Raw genomic sequence first — 21,308 nt, forward strand, 5'->3', positions numbered from 1 at the left:
ATATAATCAACAACAAAGACTTCTACAGAAAAACACAGAAGATTTAATGGTTTTTATTTCTGTATCACAGATTTTGTTCCGATTTACCGGCGTACAGAGGTCAGGCTTCTATAAAGGAGGCGTGCAAATGCATGAATAATTTGGAGCATGTTGTTAGCCGTGCTCGTGAGTCCGGCAGCAAAAGGTCCGCACCTGTAATCAGACTTCGTGTCTTCAGAGAGGAGAAGGACAGCGTCAAACAGTCCGCGATTGTCACCTCCATGCTGGAACTCGTGCATAACCACTATGCCGATGCCGATTTATCCCTGAATACGGTAGCAAGACATATGCTGTACATGAATCCGGATTATTTAGGTAAAATGTTCAAGAAGGATACAGGGCTTAATTTCTCCCAATATTTAAATCAATACCGGATACGACAAGCCTGCAGCTATATCCAGCAGGAAGATGAGGATGTCAAAATTTTTGAATTGGCGGAATGGTTTGGTTTTGGTGGAAATTCAGGTTACTTCAGCCAGGTATTTAAGAGATGGACAGGGATGACACCGTCTCATTACAAGAGAAGGGCAAGATGATGTTTTGTAGAATGTAAGGAGGATGAACTCTTTGAGCACAAGCACATTGTCCCATTTCAAATTTGACTTTGGTCCCGGCAATACTGCAAACGATTACATTGGAATCCGTCCTGGCATGATATACGATGAGGAGCTGGGATATGGGTTTGAATCCGTCGGCACAATATATGGAAGAGACCGTGCAGAAGAGCGAATAGTTCCGGACAATCAACAGAGCGTTGCTGTAAACTGGGGAGGCTCTGGTTCAGTCAGGAAGCGTTTGCAGGACAGCTTCTGCATTCCGCTGAACACTGTATTTCGTCTGGATGTCCCTGCAGGGAGTTACCGAATTCATTTGATTATCGGCGATGAGTTGGCAGAGACGAGGACGATTATAAAGGCAGGAGAAGGAAGGCTGATTCTCCCGGAGATTGAAACGCCGCCAGGACAATGGATCGAGGAGAAATGCACCGTTCATGTAAGGGAAGGAGATTCATTACGACTCTCCTTCTCGGGAGCTGCGCCGCGGATTAATGCGATGGAGATTATGCCTGCCGATCAAACACTGACGGTATTTATCGCCGGAGACTCAACGGTATGCGACCAGCCTGCAGCAGGCTACCCATACTCTGGCTGGGGACAGATGCTCCCTGCCTGCTTCAAGCACGATGTGGTTGTGGACAATCACGCGCATTCCGGTCGCAGCACTAAGAGCTTTATTGATGAGGGAAGACTTGCAGTGATTGAGCAACGTATCAAGCCTGGGGATTACCTATTAATTCAGTTCGGTCACAATGACGAGAAGTCGGATGCGCAGCGGGGGACACAGCCGTTTACAACCTTTAAAGAGTATCTGAAGCAATACATAGATACGGCAAGGCGCCATGAAGCTCACCCGATTCTTGTTACACCCGTGCACCGAAGATATTTTAATGAGGATGGAAGCCTGATTGACACGCATGGCGACTATATTACAGCGGTTAAGGAGCTTGCTGCGGAGGAAGGCGTTTCGATGATCGACCTTGCGGCACGAAGCAGAGAGCTGTTTGAAGCAGCAGGCATGGAAGGAAGCAAGCATGATTTTTTATGGGCGTATCCCGGTGAATACATGAATCACCCGGCAGGAGTTGAGGACAACACCCATTTCTCTGTCCGCGGAGCCACGCGGCTGGCCAAAGAGGTAGCAGCTGCCATTTCTGAACTTCAATTACAGCCGCTTCAAATGTATCTTCGTAATACCTATCTTTCTTGAAGCAGAGTAGAAAGGGGATATAAAGACAATGAGTCCATCAGAGGCAAAGGGATATGAGCCGCTTGGCCGTACTATGTGGATGATACCAGATGGCTACATCCCGCCTGACAGCAGCGGCAGCCTTGAGAGTCACGAAAGTATCTGTGTTCTGAATACCGGCAGTGAGGACGCCCATCTGGTTATGACCATTTATTTCGAAGACAGGGAGCCGCTGGAGGGGATAGAGGCTGTCATCCCTGCAAGAAGAACTCGCCATGTTCGAACCGCGGGACTTGAGTCAGAAGGACAGAAGATTCCTTCCGGTGTCCCTTATGCAATTACGGTTCACAGTGATGTTCCGATCATTGTGCAGTACAGCAGGCTGGATTCGACACAGCCGGAGTTGGCATTAATGAGTGTGATGGCTTATCCGGTCTAAATTTCCCCATCCATTTTCACTTGATGGAGACCTGTATAAAATTAAGAAGAGGAATGACAGATCACTAGTCATTCCTCTTCTTATATCCAATTTACTTGTAGGTGGTGGTATTCAGCAAATGGACATGCACCTTCACTTCCCCAAGCTCATAATTGGCGACTGGGTGCTCTTTATCCTTAGATAATTTCTTCCACAAGTCAAGATGCTTTCGATATAGATGCTCTTCCAAGCTGTATATATCCATTTGCTTGGCCTTGGTCTGTTCGAAAGTGTACCGGATTTTTTCTGCAATCCGACGCTGTACATCCTTTTGCAGCTGAGCGTCCGGTGCGAGCTGCTTGTCCTCGAGGACACTCGCTTCAGCATCGACGGAAATATTGAAGGTAACGGTATGCTGATCTCTTGATGCGACTGAGAGACTGGACTTCGCATTGCGAATGAGCATTACCTGAGAGTTGTTAGTTTCAGGCTGAAGATCCAGGGGATACTGCTGCATTTTGCGGTAGCTGACATACCTGGCTCCATCGGCTTCCTGTCCAGAGACTTTCCCGATATTCTTCTTCTTGGAGATCAGATAGATGCCATTGAAGTAAATCATCCGTGCCTTCTTGTTGCTCTCTTGCTTCCAGGTCTCCATATCTGTGGCAACTGAAGGGATCAGTACCGTGGAAGCAGGCTCACGAAAACCATCCAGCATAGAATGAATACGGATCGGCTCGTATTCCGAGCTCTGACGATATAGTGCAATAGGCTCGAACAATTCGATGCTCTGAACCGATTGGTTCAGCAAGGAGGAGGCAGTCAGCAGTGTTTGGAGGTCTTCGTTTGTACCATACATCCATGGCGTATAACGTAATTCACCGGAGTTAAGAAGGACATTGAGCGTTTCCTCCAGCTTCTCGTTCATTACACTTTCTGATAGAACGATGGCTTTTACATGCGTCCATAGTGTTTTCTGCTGTGCAGTGCGGTACAAATCATAGATTGCCAGCATCAGCGTCTTCCCTTTTCCTTCACCTACCCATATCGTTCCTTCATTTCTCTGGTTAGGTCCCTCCTGCTTCGCAATATTGGCAAAATCTACAATCTGGGCGTAAGCAATGAATTGCTTGTCCCGATAATCGACACCCAGCGTGGTAATGAAGTTGATGCTTTGAACTTCCTTCGAACTCCAGCATCCGCTAAGGAGAAGCATATGAGAGAGAAGAAAACATAGCAGTAGTATCCTCATTCTCATTTTCAGTTTCATGAGCCGTTACCGTTACGCGTATTATCCTGAGTTTGCAGTGATTCAGGTCGTTTCTTGCGCCCGTAGCTTGGCTTCATGAGAACGGTTTGTATCGCATCTCCGAGCTTTAACGGTGTGACGGGAGACAAGTAGCGAACGCCGTAGCTTTCAAGTGAGGCCAGATGAATGACAAGAATGAAAGCTGCAATAAAGAAGCCATACATCCCTAGAAAAGAAGCAAACGCCAGCACGAACAGCCGAATCAGTGAAGTTACGGAACTAAGGACCGTGTTGACCAGCATATAGGAAGAGATGACAGAGATAGCGACAGCGACAATAATGGTTGGAGAAGTAACTCCAGCGCGAATGGCAGCATCTCCGATGATCAGTCCACCCACGACAGTAACGGTTTGACCCAGTGCACGGGGAAGTCTTCTGCCTGCTTCGTTGAATAATTCGAACATGGCGATCATCATAAATGCTTCGAGTGGCGCGGGGAGTGGTAGTCCCACCCGCGTACCGGCGACCGTGGCGAGCAGCGGCAGCGGAATCTGTTCCAAATTAAAGGATGTCAAACCAATATAGAAACCAGGGAAGAGAGAAGCCACCACCAGACCGAAGATTCGAAGCAGCCGTTCCATAGCGACCATAAAAAAAGGGGTGCTAGCATCTTCTGGCGAATGGATCTGGTTAAATAGTGTTGTCGGTGCGATATTCGCGACAGGGGAGCCTTCCATCATGACGGCAAAACGGCCGTTAAGAAGTGACGTGACAACATAATCAGGACGCTGGGTCATATCCGTCAGCGGCAGAATGGATGGGATGCTGCCCATTATGGTTCGTTCAATAATAGAGGATCCGACGAGTCCGTCCACATCAATCTGATTCAGCCTTTGCTGAATGGTCTTTAAGATTTCGGGGTTGATCACATCTTCTACGTAGAACAGAGCAATCTTGGTGTGGGAGCGTTCGCCGAAAACAAATTGCTCATAGCAGAAGGATTTGGTACGGAGCCGCTTCCGGATTAATCCCACATTTACGGAAAGCTCCTCGGTAAATCCATCCCGTGCCCCTTTCACCGCCGATTCAAGGGCAGACTCCTCCGGCATTCTGCCCGGTATACTGGAGATGTCTAATGTGTATAGACGAGAATGATCGTCTTCTCCAGTTAAGATCAGCAGTTGTCCACTGAATATAGGTTCTTCCATTTGAATTGGATCAACAGGAAGGGCTAGTTCATTCAAGGTCAAAGCCAGCTTGGATGAGAGGCTGGAGTTGTCCGATAAATCCACGGAGATGAGCCGTGGCAATACAATTTCGTTAATCGTTTTCTGATCTGTTAGTCCGTCACAGTATACCAGAGTAATTGGCGTGGACATATCTGTGAATTGGCGAACGACCACGTCGGCACAGTTCTGGAACAAGGTGTTCAGCTTGTCGAAGTCAAGATGAGCTGTTTCCTCGTACGGCTGCATTGTTCCCCCTCCTTTTTTTCCTAAGCTTCCCGATGAGAATGGCCATGAGAGCAATAATGATTAAAAAGCTGAAGTAAGCAAAATTGACTGGGAAAATCAAGGTAATGAGCAGGTTCTGAAAAAGTGAGTCGTTCATGGGATAAATCAAACTTATACTCATCAAGACTCCCAAGATAATGAAGATCAGGTTGCGTTTCTTCTTAATGTCCCAAACCACAATGGCAATATACATGGCTAGACTAATTCGGGTGAAGGATCCAGCAAGCCACTGATAAATGGAGAAAAAGTCGGTCTGAGTTATGTATTTCCCAAGTGAGGCAATTCGCCATTCCTCGAAAGCTGGGTATCGCATGTGTTCTGCCTCATTCGGACCAAACTCTGTAATAGCTCCAGTCAGCGGGCCGGCTGTCAGCCCAATCATAATAAATAAGAGAAGTAGCAGCTGCCAGAGCTTGAATTTACTCGCGAGATAGGGCTGGATGAACAGGATTAGCGCAATTTCAAACCACCCTGCCAGACAATAAAATACTCCTGTAAACATTGGAGTATAGCCATGCTCGAATAAGGGCAGAAGTCGATTATAGTCTTTGTACTGCATGTTAACGGTAGCCACGTAGAATCCGAAAATGACGACCAGAGGCAGCAAAATACCAGAAGCAAAGGCTAGAGTACGCATTCCCAAGCAGGCTGTAAATACAGAAAGGAACGCCAGAATCAATCCAATTACAAACATGGGGGACTCCATCAAATACGATGACTTTGCCCACATGGCCGTGTCATAGAAGGTAAAGTAGCTGACCTGCAGAAAATATACCGAGCTGACCAGCTTGAACAGAAACCCTCCCGCCTTTCCCAGATTATTTGAGATCCATTCGGCCAGAGTATTCGTTTTCAGCTGCTTGGATATGAGAAATACGACCAGGATAAACAGGGTAATGGGCAGGGAAGAGACCAGAACAGATAGCCATGAATCCCGTCCTGCCACCTGCAGCAGAACAGGAATAATAAACACATGATTGCTTAAACCCACAGACAGCATAATCAGCATGGCCGCTTGTAGAAAGGAAGGTTTCACTGGATACATTAAACAGCCTCTTTCTTGTTTGGATACGATTGCCTTGAATATAACTCGAGAGACTTACTTAAGGTGCCCAGCTGTATACACTTCATTCATAAAGAAAAAATGGCGTATGTAAAAAAGCTGCGGCTTTCAGAAGTATCGTTCCCTGAAAGCCGCAGCTTCTATAATAGCTATATAGTTTAGGCGTCAGCCATTGCCTTAAAGGATTGTTCGGCTGCTTCGATGGTTGCATCAATATCTGCTTCTGTGTGCGCAGTTGTTAGAAACCATGCTTCATACTTGGAAGGAGCCAGATGGACACCGCGGTTCAGCATATGGCGGAAGAATGCTGCAAAAGCTTCTCCATCCGTATCCTGAGCCTCTTCATAATTCGTAACGGGATGATCGCAGAAATGAGTAGAGAACGAGCCGCGAATCCGGTTAATCGTAAGCGGAATGCCGTTTCGATCAGCAGCCGCTTTGATTCCATCTGTCAATTTGATCGTCAAGCGCTCCATTTCCTCATAGACGCCATCTTGACTCAGCACCTCGAGACAAGCAATTCCTGCGGAGATCGATGCTGGATTGCCTGCCATGGTTCCAGCCTGATAGGCGGGACCGAGCGGGGCAACCTGCTCCATAATTTCCTTCGAACCGCCGTAAGCTCCGATAGGGAGTCCTCCTCCGATAATTTTTCCGAGAGCGGTCAAGTCCGGTTTGATCAAATCATGGTTATATAGACCCGCATAGGTTTGCGTCGAACCGTAGTGGAATCGAAAAGCAGTAATAACCTCATCGTAAATAACAAGCGCGCCATGCTCGTGGGCAAGCTTCACCAGCCCTTCTAGAAATCCGGGCTTAGGCATCACCATACCGAAGTTACCGACAATCGGCTCAACCATTACAGCAGCAACATCATGGCCCCATGTCTGAAGTGCTTCTTCCAGACCGCCAAGATCGTTATAAGGCACAGTGATGACTTCTTGAGCAATGCTGGCAGGAATGCCGGCACTGTCCGGAATTCCGAGTGTCGCAGGTCCAGAGCCGGCAGCGACGAGCACCAGATCCGAGTGGCCATGATAATTGCCGGCAAACTTGATGATCTTGTTACGCTTCGTATAGGCACGGGCAACCCGAATCGTCGTCATGACTGCCTCCGTACCGGAGTTGACGAAGCGTACTTTATCCATAGAAGGGATGGCTTCCTTCAGCATTTTGGCAAGCTTGATCTCAAGTGTGGTTGGCGTACCGTATAATGTTCCGTTCACTGCTGCATCCGTAATAGCTTTCGTAATATGTGGATGGGCATGTCCCGTAATAATCGGACCGTAGGCTGCCAAGTAGTCTATGTAGCGGTTGTCATCGACATCATAGAAGTAAGCTCCTTCTCCGCGCTTCATAAATACAGGCGCACCGCCTCCAACTGCTTTAAAAGAACGTGAAGGGCTGTTGACGCCTCCAACAATATGCTCAAGAGCCTCAGCGTAATGATGCTCTGATTGTGTACGATTCATTTGTTTCATCCTTTCTGTATTCTATTAGATGTAACCCCTTAGGCAGACAACTCAAAAGGGCAGCTTACGCTGCCCTTGCTTGCATCCATTATAGTATAGCACTTTGCGATTTGTAATGGCAGGGAGGTCAGCAGGATTGAATGCTACGGCTAAGTCGCTGCCTTCTTCCACGGGTGCTGTTGACTTCTGTCTCTGTCTGCTACCATTCGTGTTTCTTGCTGCTGTTTCTATTACCGCAGCCTACTGGCTTTCACCACTGGCTGATTTGTCGATGGTCGATGTATCCTTGACCTTTTCAGTTTCCGTCGGATTAACAATCTCCTGAACATAGGTTTTTAATTCTTCTGAATCTCTTACGCTCAGAATAGCGGCCCCTCCAATTTTTTCTTCAACAAGCAGGCTCATCGGTGGAATCTGCTCACTACCCTGAAAATTGCTCTGATATCCAAGAGAAGCCAGCTTCCACATGTCGTTTAAGGTGAGATTCGTATCGATGTATGGATTCACTTCATTTAAAATGGTTGGCAGCTTGGCTATTGACGTTGTTGTCTGCATTTTATCGGCAATGGCGCCAATCAGCTCGCGCTGCCGTTCAGTTCTTGAGAAATCAGACATGGCATCATGCCGGAATCGGACATACATTAATGCCTTTTCACCATCCAGATGCTGCAGGCCTTGCTTAAGATCAATATCATATTCATGATTATCAGCCTTGCTGACATAGTGCATATCTTTTTCGACTTCGAATTCAATGCCGCCAATCGCATCGACCAGCGCAATAAAGCCTTGGAAGTCTGTATATACGTAATATTGAACAGGTATGCCAAGCAGGTCGCTTGCCGCCTGCATCGCTACATTAGGTCCGTGTGTAATCGCAGTATTGATGCGATCGCTGCCATAGCCGGGAATTATTGTGTATGTATCACGAAGGAGAGAGAACAGTGAAATTTTCTTGGTAACCGGGTTGAGGGATGCAACCATCATCGTATCTGATCTCGGAATTTCGCCTTCCTCCATGCCTCTGGCGTCAACGCCCATGAGCAGTATGTTCACAGGTTCTTCACCTTCCCACTTTGGAGGCTCAGGTGTCTTCTCCTGATCTATCTTCTCTACATTATAGAAAGGGGACTCCTCGCCTTCTTTCTGCAAATCTTGAAGTTCATTTACAACCGAAGTAAAATAATAAGCTGCAGGCAGTAGGACAGCAAGGATCACAACGGTAACGGCTGTCCACAGTATTCGTTTGGTCTTCTTGGTCATCTGAGCTCTTCCTTTCACAGTCACATGAATTATATAAAGGTCAAGAAGGCGTTGATTTACATTAATATACATATGATATCTTGTACATTATAAGTTCTTTTAAGGATACAAATCAATTCTGCCTGTACGGATTAGTTAACCTATAGAAGAAGGGACTGCTGTAACATGGAACTAACTATTGGCGCAAAAGCGCCTGATTTTGTGCTTGAAGGAAGTGGAGGACAGAAGGTGCGGTTGTCTGACTACCTTGGCAAACGCGTTGTGCTCTACTTTTATCCAAAGGATATGACCGCTTCCTGTACGGATGAAGCATGCCAGTTTCGAGATGCTCATGAATCGTTCAGCACACTGAATACGGTAATCTTAGGGGTAAGTACCGATCCTGCGAGCAGGCACGATAAATTTATTGCTAAGTATGAGCTTCCATTCACATTATTGTCAGACGAGGACCACCAGGTATCCGAATTGTATGGCGTCTGGCAGCTCAAAAAGATGTACGGCAAAGAGTATATGGGCATCGTTCGCTCCACTTTTTTAATTGATGAAGAAGGAATATTAGTGAAAGAGTGGCGCAAGGTTAGAGTGAAGGGCCATATTGATGACGCGCTTGCTTTTATCGAGTCAAATATGGAGAAGTAGTCGTTAGCTATGAAGTATTATATACTGCCGCCGGTCCAACAAGGATCGGCTTTTTTTATTGAGAACATACCCAATTAGTCAGGGATGAGGCATTGATTTATAAGGAAATAACCCAAAACGAACTTTATGAATCCGCTCCATATTTTATTTTGAAGGCTGAGTGAAATATAGCAGTCTCCTTAATCCAGGATATGAATCTAGCAATTTGAAATTTTATAGTCTTTTTTAGTTGCCCTTTTCATAAGATAGCATTGTGAATCTCAAAATCTACTTATTGAATATAAAAGATGGGGGCAATGAGAATGAAAGCGAAAATGAGTATTTTAGCAGGTATGGTTGTCTTGTTTGTGCTGGCAATAACAACGTACATAGTTCCCTCCCAAATCATTAGCTCGGCCAATTCGTCTGTGGAAAGCGAAAGCAATGTAGATGATCGTTCATCAATTGCTAAGGATAGCAATATGGAAAATGCCTCAAAAGCGGTAGTCACACAACGGACTCATACAGCTCACACCCGCATCAACCAGCTGGAGCCTGCAGAGGCGGCAGTGCTGGCAGCAACCAAACAGGAAGCAAATGTAACACAAGTGAGCGTAGCGAAAGAATCTAAAAGTCGGCTTAATGAAGCATCAGCAGAAACACCGGCGAAGTCCGATCTTCAAACTAGTAAAAAAACAGTTTATCTAACTTTTGATGACGGCCCAGGGAAGCACACCAGTGAAGTACTCGATATTTTGGAGAGTTACGAGGTGCCAGCTACTTTTTTTGTGCTCGGGAAATATGTAGAGACTTATCCTGAACTCGTCTATCGGATGCATGAAGAGGGGCACGCAATTGGCAATCATACGTATAATCACGATTACGATGAACTTTATGATAATTTTCCCGACTTTTGGTCACAGATTAAGACAACGGAAGAAGCAATTAGACTTATTACCGGCAGCAGACCGCAGCTGGTTCGTGCACCTGGAGGTACGTTTGGGCATTTTGACCAGAACTATTTTGATCTGATGAAGCAAGCGGGTTATTCCGTTGTGGATTGGAATGTGGACAGCGGTGATTCGAAGCGCAGCGGAGTCCCGGCTGCAGAAATCGCCCAGCAGGCAACAGAGGTTAGCACAGATAAGGATCTGGTCATTCTGCTGCATGACGGCGGAAACCATGCTGAGACCGTTAAAGCCTTGCCGGAAATTATTGAATACTATCAGAAACACCAGTATCATTTTGCGGTACTCGATCCTGCGAAGAAGCCGGTCCAGTTCCGTGTTAAGAATGAAGAATCGACGAAGAAAAGGTTTCAGCCTAGCAGCAAATGGATAAATAATGTTATCGCTCCTAACGCTGAACTCTTCGAGGAAGGACCATCGCTTGTCATTGAGGCAGGCAAACAGATGGCTGAACTGAATTACGGTGAATACCGGCTTCAGAATGGACAGTATATTGTACCTCTAAGAGATGTGATCGAAAAATTCGGAGGCTCAGTGAAGTGGAATGCAGCAGAGCGCAGTGCCGAGCTCGTGTTTGGACAAAATGCAATTACGGTAAGACCTGATGACCAGCTTGTCACTGCATCAGCAGAAGGATACGCGGCAGAGGCTGATATTTATATGGAAAACGGAGTCACGTGGCTTCCATTAAGAACCTTACTAAATGCTGCCAATTTTGAGGTGAAATCCCTGACTCATAGAACAGGCGAAGTTGTCGTCTATGCTATGTAAATAGTAGATCATTTCCAATTTTAAGCATACAAATACAGCGAACCGTTGATAGGACTTGGAATTCATGCATTGTCAAAAAATGCTTGACTTCAAGCTCTGATTTTAATATGTTTATATCACGGTTTAGCTGATCATCATATCAGTTAAGCAGGAACGTGATTAAAGGGGAGTAGCTGTACAGCAAAGTCGTCAGTTCGGGAATAGTCCCCGGCTTTGTTGGCAACCATTCGTTGTTAGCGAGACCTTTACCACAAGACTGTGGTAGAGGTCTCTTTTTTGTGAGACCTTTACCAGCCGGTGAAGGTTTTTTTGTAATTTATTTTTATTACTAGGAGGATGTTTCATGGAGCTGTTGTTAGAGTATGCATGGGTACTGCTTGTGCTCGTTGCTCTAGAGGGATTACTTGCGGCAGATAATGCCCTGGTTCTCGCAATCATGGTTAAGCACCTGCCTGAGGATCAGCGTAAAAAGGCGTTGTTCTACGGTTTGCTTGGTGCGTTCGTATTTCGTTTGGCATCGCTGTTCATCATTTCATTCTTGGTGGACGTGTGGCAGGTACAGGCCCTCGGAGCCCTTTACCTCTTGTATATTTCCATAAATCATGTGGTCAAGCATTTTGTTGGCAAGAGGCAGACAGAGGATGCGAAGCCTAAGCCAGAGAAGGCGAAGAAGCAGTCCGGCTTCTGGATGACCGTACTCAAAGTGGAAGTTGCTGATATCGCTTTTGCAGTTGACTCCATTCTTGCAGCGGTAGCACTTGCTGTTGCGCTGCCTCCAAGTGGAATTCGGGAGATCGGCGGCCTGGACGGCGGACAGTTCATCGTTATCTTCTTAGGCGGATTTATCGGTCTTGTCATTATGCGTTTCGCGGCAACCTTCTTCGTTAAATTGCTTCAGAAGCGTCCTGGACTCGAACTTGCGGCTTTTGTTATCGTAGGTTGGGTAGGGGTTAAGCTCGCTGTAATCACATTGGCTCACCCTGATGTAGGTTTAATTGATGAGCACTTCCCGCATAATGCTGTATGGAAAGCAAGCTTCTACATTGTACTTGTGTTGATCGCTGTCATTGGATGGTTCGCTTCTTCGAAGAGAGAAGTTGCCGACGAGGATGTTGCAACCAAGGAAGTCGAGGAAGTACAGCCGGGTAAAGACACATCTAATTAATATCGTAAGAAACTAATGGCTTGAAGTATGGATAAAGATCCGGAGTTCAATATGAACTCTGGGTCTTTTTTTTGTATTTATAAGGACTTTAGCCGTTCTAGTGTCTATATCATTTATGGATTGGAAATAATAGAAGTAAAACAAGGGAGAAACTGACGTTATTCTGCGTCAAATAAGGAGGGGGATAGTTAATGGAATTCTCAAAATCTAGCGATTATGCTGCAAGTTTGCTTGAAAGAGTGGTGCAGCGAGTTGAGACGGTTATGGTCGGCAAGAAAGAGGTAATTCGTTTGATCTTGATCGCGATGTTATCGGGAGGCCATATTTTGCTGGAGGATGTGCCCGGAACAGGCAAGACTAGGCTCATTAAGACGATCGCCTCATGTCTCGGCGCGAGCTTTGGAAGAATTCAATTCACTTCAGATGTGATGCCTTCTGATATTACAGGCACATCGGTGTTCAAGCCGAACACAGGAGACTTTGAATATAAATCAGGACCCATTATGGCGAATATTGTGCTTGGTGATGAGATTAATCGGGCTGCACCAAGAACTCAATCAGCTCTGCTTGAAGCTATGGAAGAGAAAAGTGTACCAGTGGACGGATCTACCTATGCGCTGCCTAAGCCCTTCCTGCTTATGGCTACACAGAATCCTTTGCAATTCGAAGGAACGTTTCGTCTTCCGGAGGCGCAGCTGGACCGCTTCATGATGAAGCTGAGCTTGGGTTATCCCACGGTGAATGAGGAAGTGGAAATGATGAACCGACAGGGAGGAGTGGGAGATTCATTAATCAGACCGGTTATGCTGGCAGAAGAGCTTGTCAGAATGCAAAGGGAAGCATCGGCTGTTTTTGTCGATCCGATTATCAAGGAATACATCGCTCAAACTGCAGCAAACTCGAGAATACATCCAGAGCTCATACTCGGCATTAGTCCAAGAGGAAGCATTGCCTGGATGTGTGCTGCACAAGCAGCGGCTTACATGAACGGTCGAATGTATGTAATTCCCGATGACGTTAAGGAAGTCGCTGTTCCCGTACTATCTCACCGTATTCGGAGTCGTGGAGAGCTATCCCGCAATCATCATTCAGACTCCATCGTTCGTTCCTTGCTACAGGATACTCCGATCCCAATTCAGCAGCCTGCGCGGGCAAGAGGCTGATGAAATATGTGGAGGACTTGTCGTAACTGGTTGTTCATGGTGATGCTGCTAGCTGGCTTGTCGCTTGCTTACCATATCCAAGGTGGAGGCACATTACTGTTTCTCTTGATTTGCTGTACAGCAATAGCTTGTTATGGATTAATCATTCTCGGGCTGAAGCCGCGGAATATACGAATCATGCGGACATTGGAAGCGGAAAGAGTAACAGCTGGAGATAAAGTGACCGTACGTATTTACCTTGAGGCGGATGTACCTTTGTTACTCCGCTGGCTGAGAATTGAAGAGGCCGCATCTTATTCTCAGCTTGAACATAAACAGCTGATTTTTACGGGACGATCACGCATCTATCAATACAACTATACGATTCGTGCGGTGCATAGAGGAGTGTATGCGTTTGACACCTGCAAGGTGATCTGGGGAGATGTGTTCGGTTGGTTTACAGGCAGCTGTCTGATTGAGGCACCCTGTACATTGATTGTTCATCCATCACTCCAGTCAGGCTCGGGTCATGTACGTTCTGGTTTGACGAGAACCTGGGAAGGTCAGGATTCCCACTCAAGCTATCATCAGATCTTATTAGGGACAGAAGTCAGAGAGTATGTCCAAGGAGATCCGCTCCGTCATATCCATTGGAAGAGCACGGCTCGCAGCGGGAAGCTGCAGGTCCGGGTTCCAGAGGAACAGAGCGGCGGGCAGGTCTATCTCCTGCTGGATAATAATATCAATGCCTATGTGTGTAAACGGGCAGAAGGCGGTAGTCAGTTTTCATGGGATGCCTATGAGAAAGCTGTTTCTACCTGTGCGGATCTTCTCCGTTCTTCATATGAGAAGGGGAGGGGTGCTCATTTGACCGTTTTTAATTTGGATAGGGCTGAGGGCAACAATAAATCCGAGCTACAATGGACCGCTTTACCTACCACCCTTGTCGGACAAGCGAAAGACTTTGAACAATTGGATTATTTGGCAGCTCTTGAACCGGCAGGGACATGGAATGATCGAGGAAGGGAGCTTGAGTCTCAGGAGAGGGGAAGCAGGCTCTCTACCCCTTCTTTTTATGGCAATCTTGCCCAAGGCTCCCAAATCTATATGATTACTGGCAGGTCAACGGAATTGAATAAAGCGATCTGTGAGCATTACAGCAGACAGCATATACAGGTTAATTTATATGAAGTGATCGGAAACGGCGATGATCGGATGAATTCAAGGACCGGTGCCGTGTAGTAGGACATAAGGGAGGAGGAATGACTACATGTACAATCAGAAAAGTCTTGATCAGAAAGAAGTGGGTACGGCAACAGCTTATCAGGAACCTTGGTATTTCCGCGCAGTGGCCTCAATTGCCTTATTTATTATGTTTCTAGAATGGCTAAGGCCGGGAGGGATAAGTGGGGATCTAAGGAGCCCGACCTCCGTTATTCTGATTGTGCTGACCCTTCTCTTGCTGCTGATCGGTACATGGAACTTGTCACTCGGCAGCTCCCTTTTGATCCGGTTTGTCATTTCATTCATAGGCTTGTGGTGGATGGTGAAGGAGGTATCAGGTGTAGACTGGATGCTTCAATATCCGTTGATTCTCAAGCAGGATATATCAATTTGGTTAAATAATGACGGCTTCTGGCTTATAAGTGATGAGACGAAGACGATATTGGTTATGCTGGGCTGGTCCTTGTTTGTGAGTGCTGTACAAATACTGGTCATCCAGCTAAGAACCGTCCTGTTATTTGGTGTGGTGACATCTTTGTATGTCTTCGGTGTTGAATTGATAAATGGTGAAAGTAAGACAGACGCAATGATTCGAATTATCAGCTGTTTTTTATTTTTACAAACACTCATGCAGCTTCCGAAGCTTAACAGTATGAGCTTCTCGATTCGTGGCAAGGACAAGAATCGCCATCTGATGTGGATAGGAATTGCTATGGGATCTGCGCTTCTGGTTGGAGGTGCGGCTGCCCTGTCTTCGGTTCTTCCTGCCAAATCCCCTGATCCAAATGTTCTGGCTGATGCAAGGGAACGTCTTATCGATTGGGCGGATGGACTGCAATCATCACCATCTGAATCCGCCTTGGCTAGGACGGGGTATGACAATGGAGGTAGTGACATGGGCGCGCCTCTTGTTTCCAACAATGAAGTGTTTTTTACGGCATACAGTCCTGTGGCGACTTACTGGAGAGGGCAGTCCCGCTCAATCTATGATGGACGAAGCTGGGAGGGTGAATATAATGATGAGGAATTCAAACATTACATCAGCACGACTGGCCGTATCCGGGAGGATGAGATTGAGGAGAATCCCTATTTTCGCCTGATCCAACAAACGGTCGAGCTGCAGACACCAGCTCAGGGTGGCACAGACATTTTTACAGGTGGAGTGCCTGTTCGTATAACCCTCCAACAATCTGAGAGTGTCGACTTTCCACAGAATGAGAAAGATTACGCTGGACAAAATAAAGGTAACCAGCAGTTTCCGTATATAGTGAGTGATTTTGCCTCAGGTAATTTAAGATTTGATGATATGCAGTCAGACGGCTACAAGTTTGTGACCAGCTACAGTACAGATGTTTTGGTTCCTGTCGACGATCTAAGCAGCCTCCGTAAAGTTTCGGGTGCCGATCCTGCAGAGATTAAACGCACGAATCTGCAGCTGCCGGAGACTCTGCCAAACCGGATTAGAGAGCTCGGAGCCCATATTACAGCCGGAACAACGAATAGATATGATGCTGTAAGTAAGGTAGCATCCTATTTGAGATCGAATTACTCCTACAGTCTGGATACTAGAGTACCCCAGGCTGGCAAGGATTTCGTAGATGATTTTTTGTTTACAACGAAAAAGGGTTATTGCAATCATTTCTCGACTTCAATGGTTGTGCTGCTTCGCAGTCAGGGAATTCCAGCGAGGTATGTGCAGGGTTTTGGCCCGGGGCAACGCAGTGATCAGCAATTAAACAAGTATACGGTGACTCATGGTGATGCTCATGCTTGGGCAGAGGTGTATTTTCCGAGTGTAGGGTGGATTCCATTTGAGGCAACTCCCGGATATGGCTTAGAAGAGCTTGGAGCTGCGGGATCCACCGAATCTAACGAAGCTGTGCAATCAGAGGCACAAGATGTAATGAGCATGGTGCACGAGTTTAGCAGAGCTTTAAAAAGCCGATTAACGGCCATTATGCACCCGTTGACGCTGTCTGTGGCAGCTGCCTGCGCACTGTTGCTTGCGGCAGCGGTGCATGCGGGGCGAAGCTACAGCCCCGCGATAAGGCTCAGGCTGCGGTTGATCTGGCCGCGCAGCCGTGCCTTCCCAGACCGTGAGCGCCTCCTGCGTGTGGGAGCACCGGTCTGGGATCGAATCGCGCAGCAATATGGTGTGCGCGAGCAGGGGGTTACGCTGCGTGAATACACCGCAGCCTTGCCTCTGGGCGGTACTCCCGTACACGATGAGGTACGGCAGTTCGCTGCAGATTGGGAGGCTCTGGTTTATGCATCAGAGCCGTTCTCTCGGGTAGCCAGCTTAGCATTTATGAAGCGGTGTCTGCGGATTTCGAAGTCACTTAGATAATAAACTGTTCACGATATATACATTTTGGATGTGGTGACTTTTTGATTTACATTATTTCTTAATGATGAAGAGGACGAGCTATCCTTGACGTTAGGTTTTGTCGTTCAGTATAATTAATCTCATTAATTGAGGGAGGCTCGGTAATGATAAAGCCAAATGAAATTGTTGTTGTTCTTGATTTCGGGGGACAATACAACCAACTAATTGCGAGAAGAATTCGTGATCTCGGAGTATACAGCGAACTGCTTCCATATAACACGCCTGTTGAGAAGATTCGTGAAATTGCACCTAAAGGGATTGTCTTCTCTGGTGGACCGTCCAGTGTTTACGCAGAAAATGCACCACATGTAGATCCAGCTATTTATGAACTGGGATTGCCGATCTTCGGTATTTGTTACGGTATGCAGCTCATGGCGCATCAGCTTGAAGGTAAAGTAGAGCGTGCCCATAAGCGTGAATACGGTAAAGCGGATGTGCTGTTTAATGAAGGCTCCCATCTTGCAAAAGGGCTTGAAGCGAACCAAACCGTGTGGATGAGTCATGGTGACCACGTGGTTACATTGCCTTCCGGCTTCCGTCTTGACGCAGGTACGGAAAGTGCGCCAATCGCGGCGATGAGTCATCCAGAACGCAACTTGTTTGCGGTTCAGTTCCACCCAGAAGTACGTCATTCTGTGAACGGTAACGATATGATTCGTAACTTCTTGTATGAAGTGTGCGGCTGTGAAGGCAACTGGAGCATGGAAACATTCATCGAGGACAAGATTCGTGATATTCGTGAAACGGTTGGCGACAAGAAGGTACTGTGCGCGCTAAGCGGCGGTGTTGATTCTTCTGTTGTAGCGATCCTGCTTCACAAAGCGATCGGTGATCAGCTGACTTGTATGTTTATTGACCACGGATTACTGCGCAAAGGTGAAGCAGAGAGCGTTATGGAGACCTTTGTCGGCAAGTTTGATATGAAAGTCGTTAAGATAGATGCACGTGATCGCTTTATGTCCAAGCTTGAAGGCGTTGATGATCCTGAGAAAAAACGTAAAATCATCGGTAATGAGTTCATTTATGTATTTGATGAAGAGTCCAGCAAGTTCGATGATTTTGATTTCTTGGCACAAGGTACGCTCTATACAGATATCGTAGAGAGCGGTACAGCTACAGCACAAACCATTAAATCTCACCATAATGTAGGCGGACTGCCTGAGGATATGAGATTTAAGCTGATCGAACCGCTTAATGCTCTATTCAAGGATGAAGTGCGTATCGTGGGATCTGAGTGCGGATTGCCGGATGAAATTGTTCATCGTCAGCCTTTCCCTGGTCCAGGTCTTGCAATTCGTGTGCTTGGTGAAGTCACAGAAGAGAAGCTGAAGATCGTTCGTGATTCGGATTACATCCTGCGTGAGGAGATTGCCAAAGCAGGTCTTGATCGTGAGATCTGGCAGTATTTCACTGCACTTCCAAACATGAAGAGTGTTGGTGTAATGGGGGATGCTCGTACGTATTCATATACTGTAGGCATACGTGCGGTAACGTCCATCGACGGTATGACGGCGGACTGGGCGCGTATCCCTTGGGATGTGCTTGAGAAAATCTCTGTCCGTATTGTCAACGAAGTAGATAACGTAAACCGTATCGTTTACGATGTGACGAGCAAACCGCCTGCTACAATCGAGTGGGAATAGGATTATCGAATTCGAATAGAATTATCGAGTAGGGTCAGACAACTCGGTATATAATGAGAAGAGTTTTCGGCATCGTGTCGAAGGCTCTTCATTTTCCTTTTTTAGAAAAAACATGAAAATTCATGTCATTCTTTTCTGTTAATTTTCATGTTTGTGAAATTGCCGAACATTGGTAGTATTTAAACTTTGTATTATTCGTATTTTTATATTGACAATTTTACATATCCCTCCTAGAATGAGACAAGGAAAACCAATAAACACATGCTTTTTCGTATAATCTCGGGGATTTGGCCCGGGAGTCTCTACGAGATCACCATAATGATCTGGCTACGAAAAGAAGAGAAGTGCAATTTCAGAAGGTGCTAACACTGTCCAATGATCGGAATCATGTGTAAGCTGCTTTTTGATTGCTTTAGTGTCTCTTTTTAGCGTAAGCCCATGAAGATCAGACATCTTTGCGGGCTTTTTGTCGTTTTAAGGTAACCGACTTATCTCTAAGGAGGAATATTCGGATTATGGAGCGGTTCTTTAAATTAAGGGATCACGGGACAAATGTCAGAACAGAAGTTATTGCAGGTTTAACCACATTCATGACCATGGCTTATATTTTGGTGGTCAACAATGTATTTCTTGGACCAGACGGAGCCGGGATGCCGGCTAACGGCGTATTCTTTGCCACAGCGGTAGGTGCAGGTCTTATAACCATATTGATGGGGCTTGTAGTAAACGTTCCGATTGCGCTCGCTCCCGGGATGGGTCTTAATGCATATTTCATGACGGTCGTACTTAGCTCGGGTGGCGCGATTACTTGGCAGGCTGCGCTCGGTGCGGTATTTATTTCAGGTTTGATTTTTATCTTACTTACGGTAACGAAAGTTCGTCAGATGCTGCTCGTGGCTGTACCGGAAAGTATTAAGATGGCAATAACCGTCGGGATTGGCTTGTTTGTCGCTGTGATCGGTCTTAAAATGGCTAATATCGTAGTAGCGAATGTGAATCCGGGTACTGACATTGCAGGTCCTGTTCCAGGCGGCAGCTTTAATCTAGCTTTTGGTAACCTGACACATGCTGACGTTATTTTGACACTGATCGGACTATTGATTATTGCAGTACTGATGGTTATCAAAGTGAAGGGTGCAATGCTCATCGGTATCGTTGCAACCACACTGATCGGTATCCCGATGGGGGTAACGGATGTAAGCGGATTGTCCTCCGCAAGCTGGCTTCCTAGCTTTGACGATTTGACATTTGGCCAACTGGATTTGGGAGCGGCACTCCAGGTTGGACTCTTTGAAATTATCTTTGTATTTACATTTGTCGAATTGTTCGATACCTTCGGCACTTTGGTTGGAACTACGACACGCATGGGACTGTTCAAGAATAAAGAAAAAGGCGAGAAAGTTGTCGGCAAAGCGATGCTCGTTGATGCTGTCGGCGTAAGTGCTGGTGCGGTTATTGGTACAAGTACAATTACTTCTTATGTAGAGAGTTCTTCTGGGGTAGAAGCGGGTGGACGTACAGGACTGACGGCGGTAACAACAGGGATTATGTTCCTGCTGGCATTGTTCATTGCTCCACTAGCGCTGATCGTGCCTTCTGCAGCGACATCTCCGGCGCTTATTATTGTAGGGGTTCTGATGATGAGTCAAGTCCGCAACATAGACTGGGATGATTTCCTTCATGCGTTCCCGGCGTTCTTGACAATCGTTATGATGCCGCTGACGAATAGTATTGCTAACGGTATATCGCTTGGTATTATTTCTTATGTAGTACTCGCAGCGTTCTCTAACATTGCAACAAGCCGCAAAGTGAAGATTCATTGGTTAATGTGGGTGTTGTTTATCATTGTATTGATTAGATATATCTTTATAGGTGCGGAGTAACATATATTATAGAAGATATAGCAGAGTGCTGTATTACGAATATGTTGAATGTAGAGAGAATCCTGTTCATGATGAATAGGGTTCTCTTTATTTTATACTGCGGTCTTGATAGTGACTGATCTGTGAGAGAACAATGGATTTTTGGTTCATTATATATAGATAATTATCAAGTTCATAAACGTTTGATGGAGTAGAGAAAGTTTTATATATTTTTTTTAAAAAAAGTGTTGCATAATTTTTATGAGCATGGTATATTCTAATTCCGGCCAAGAAATAAGCCGTTCAAACAAGAACACAGCAAGTAAGCTTCGATCAGAAGTTGAAAAACTTTTTAAAAAAGCTTGCATTTCGAAACCGGACATGATATGATATAAAAGTTGCTGACGACGAGAGTTGAAAAGCAACGAAGTTGATCTTTGAAAACTGAACAACGAGTGAGCAGCATTTTCTTTGAAAATGCTTAGCGAGATCATTCGGTACGCGTCGCAAGACCGTATGAATGATGGAGCAAAATAAAGAGAACATAATGTTCTCGTCAGTTTTTCTAAATGAGCTTATCGCTCTTTTCAATATTCGTTAAGATTCATCCGCTCTTACGAGATGGACCGAATCTTAACGGGTTGATGTTGCTAGACAACATCTTTATTGGAGAGTTTGATCCTGGCTCAGGACGAACGCTGGCGGCGTGCCTAATACATGCAAGTCGAGCGGAGTCGATGAGGAGCTTGCTTCTCTGAGACTTAGCGG

16 protein-coding genes, 1 rRNA gene and 1 riboswitch are annotated in these 21,308 nt (G+C 46.0%); of the genes, 12 read left to right on the plus strand and 5 right to left on the minus strand.

Features of this window, described 5'->3' with window-relative positions; all coding sequences use genetic code 11:
* Positions 1–131: 131 nt before the first annotated feature.
* The 3 genes from ACFQ3J_RS20450 to ACFQ3J_RS20460 all read left to right on the plus strand — a co-directional run bounded on the left by ACFQ3J_RS20450 (position 132) and on the right by ACFQ3J_RS20460 (position 2,224).
* Positions 132–575 (plus strand): helix-turn-helix domain-containing protein, encoded by a 444-nt coding sequence (locus ACFQ3J_RS20450; protein ID WP_091159737.1) that lies wholly within the window; start codon positions 132–134, stop codon positions 573–575.
* Between the two features lie 115 nt (positions 576–690).
* A complete protein-coding gene (locus tag ACFQ3J_RS20455; protein ID WP_379293753.1) occupies positions 691–1,806 on the plus strand; it encodes a rhamnogalacturonan acetylesterase in 1,116 nt (371 codons plus the stop codon).
* Positions 1,807–1,834: 28 nt separating this feature from the next.
* Complete coding sequence (locus ACFQ3J_RS20460) at positions 1,835–2,224, plus strand: sensory rhodopsin transducer (protein WP_251583855.1); 390 nt, start codon at positions 1,835–1,837, stop codon at positions 2,222–2,224.
* 91 nt (positions 2,225–2,315) lie between these two features.
* Here ACFQ3J_RS20460 and ACFQ3J_RS20465 read toward each other — a convergent pair whose 3' ends face one another.
* The 5 genes from ACFQ3J_RS20465 to ACFQ3J_RS20485 all read right to left on the minus strand — a co-directional run bounded on the left by ACFQ3J_RS20465 (position 2,316) and on the right by ACFQ3J_RS20485 (position 8,761).
* On the minus strand, positions 2,316–3,473 hold the full coding sequence (locus ACFQ3J_RS20465) for a Ger(x)C family spore germination protein (protein WP_091159740.1): 1,158 nt from the start codon (positions 3,471–3,473) through the stop codon (positions 2,316–2,318).
* Positions 3,470–4,927 (minus strand): spore germination protein, encoded by a 1,458-nt coding sequence (locus ACFQ3J_RS20470; protein ID WP_091159742.1) that lies wholly within the window; start codon positions 4,925–4,927, stop codon positions 3,470–3,472. The genes ACFQ3J_RS20465 and ACFQ3J_RS20470 overlap by 4 nt, the downstream gene beginning before the upstream one ends.
* Positions 4,896–6,011: a GerAB/ArcD/ProY family transporter gene (locus ACFQ3J_RS20475; RefSeq protein ID WP_251583856.1), complete on the minus strand. Its 1,116-nt coding sequence runs from the start codon at positions 6,009–6,011 to the stop codon at positions 4,896–4,898. Before ACFQ3J_RS20475 ends, ACFQ3J_RS20470 begins: the two co-directional genes overlap by 32 nt.
* Before the next feature lie 176 nt (positions 6,012–6,187).
* Positions 6,188–7,501 (minus strand): glutamate-1-semialdehyde 2,1-aminomutase, encoded by a 1,314-nt coding sequence (locus ACFQ3J_RS20480; protein WP_091159745.1) that lies wholly within the window; start codon positions 7,499–7,501, stop codon positions 6,188–6,190.
* Between the two features lie 240 nt (positions 7,502–7,741).
* Positions 7,742–8,761 (minus strand): LCP family protein, encoded by a 1,020-nt coding sequence (locus ACFQ3J_RS20485; protein ID WP_251583857.1) that lies wholly within the window; start codon positions 8,759–8,761, stop codon positions 7,742–7,744.
* Between the two features lie 165 nt (positions 8,762–8,926).
* Here ACFQ3J_RS20485 and bcp point away from each other — a divergent pair, with 165 nt between their 5' ends.
* The 9 genes from bcp to ACFQ3J_RS20530 form a co-directional block, all read left to right on the plus strand.
* Positions 8,927–9,400 carry a thioredoxin-dependent thiol peroxidase gene (gene bcp / locus ACFQ3J_RS20490; RefSeq protein ID WP_251583858.1) on the plus strand — a complete coding sequence of 158 codons (474 nt, stop codon included), beginning with the start codon at positions 8,927–8,929 and terminating at the stop codon, positions 9,398–9,400.
* 302 nt (positions 9,401–9,702) lie between these two features.
* Positions 9,703–11,118 (plus strand): polysaccharide deacetylase, encoded by a 1,416-nt coding sequence (locus tag ACFQ3J_RS20495; protein WP_251583859.1) that lies wholly within the window; start codon positions 9,703–9,705, stop codon positions 11,116–11,118.
* 343 nt (positions 11,119–11,461) lie between these two features.
* Positions 11,462–12,283 carry a TerC family protein gene (locus tag ACFQ3J_RS20500; protein ID WP_091159750.1) on the plus strand — a complete coding sequence of 274 codons (822 nt, stop codon included), beginning with the start codon at positions 11,462–11,464 and terminating at the stop codon, positions 12,281–12,283.
* 191 nt (positions 12,284–12,474) lie between these two features.
* Positions 12,475–13,446, plus strand: coding sequence for an AAA family ATPase (locus ACFQ3J_RS20505; RefSeq protein ID WP_251583860.1), 972 nt, complete (start codon positions 12,475–12,477; stop codon positions 13,444–13,446).
* 6 nt (positions 13,447–13,452) lie between these two features.
* Complete coding sequence (locus ACFQ3J_RS20510) at positions 13,453–14,667, plus strand: DUF58 domain-containing protein (RefSeq protein ID WP_251583861.1); 1,215 nt, start codon at positions 13,453–13,455, stop codon at positions 14,665–14,667.
* Between the two features lie 28 nt (positions 14,668–14,695).
* Positions 14,696–16,996: a transglutaminase-like domain-containing protein gene (locus tag ACFQ3J_RS20515; RefSeq protein WP_251583862.1), complete on the plus strand. Its 2,301-nt coding sequence runs from the start codon at positions 14,696–14,698 to the stop codon at positions 16,994–16,996.
* Positions 16,997–17,139: 143 nt separating this feature from the next.
* Positions 17,140–18,678, plus strand: a complete 1,539-nt coding sequence (guaA, locus tag ACFQ3J_RS20520) for a glutamine-hydrolyzing GMP synthase (protein ID WP_091159756.1) — start codon at positions 17,140–17,142, stop codon at positions 18,676–18,678.
* A gap of 249 nt (positions 18,679–18,927) precedes the next feature.
* Positions 18,928–19,028: riboswitch (purine riboswitch) on the plus strand.
* 165 nt (positions 19,029–19,193) lie between these two features.
* Complete coding sequence (locus ACFQ3J_RS20525) at positions 19,194–20,561, plus strand: NCS2 family permease (protein WP_251583863.1); 1,368 nt, start codon at positions 19,194–19,196, stop codon at positions 20,559–20,561.
* A 642-nt stretch (positions 20,562–21,203) separates the two neighbouring features.
* Positions 21,204–21,308: ribosomal RNA gene (locus ACFQ3J_RS20530) — 16S ribosomal RNA — on the plus strand; the annotation flags it as partial.

Source organism: Paenibacillus provencensis (assembly GCF_042678545.1).
Lineage (GTDB): Bacteria > Bacillota > Bacilli > Paenibacillales > Paenibacillaceae > Paenibacillus > Paenibacillus provencensis.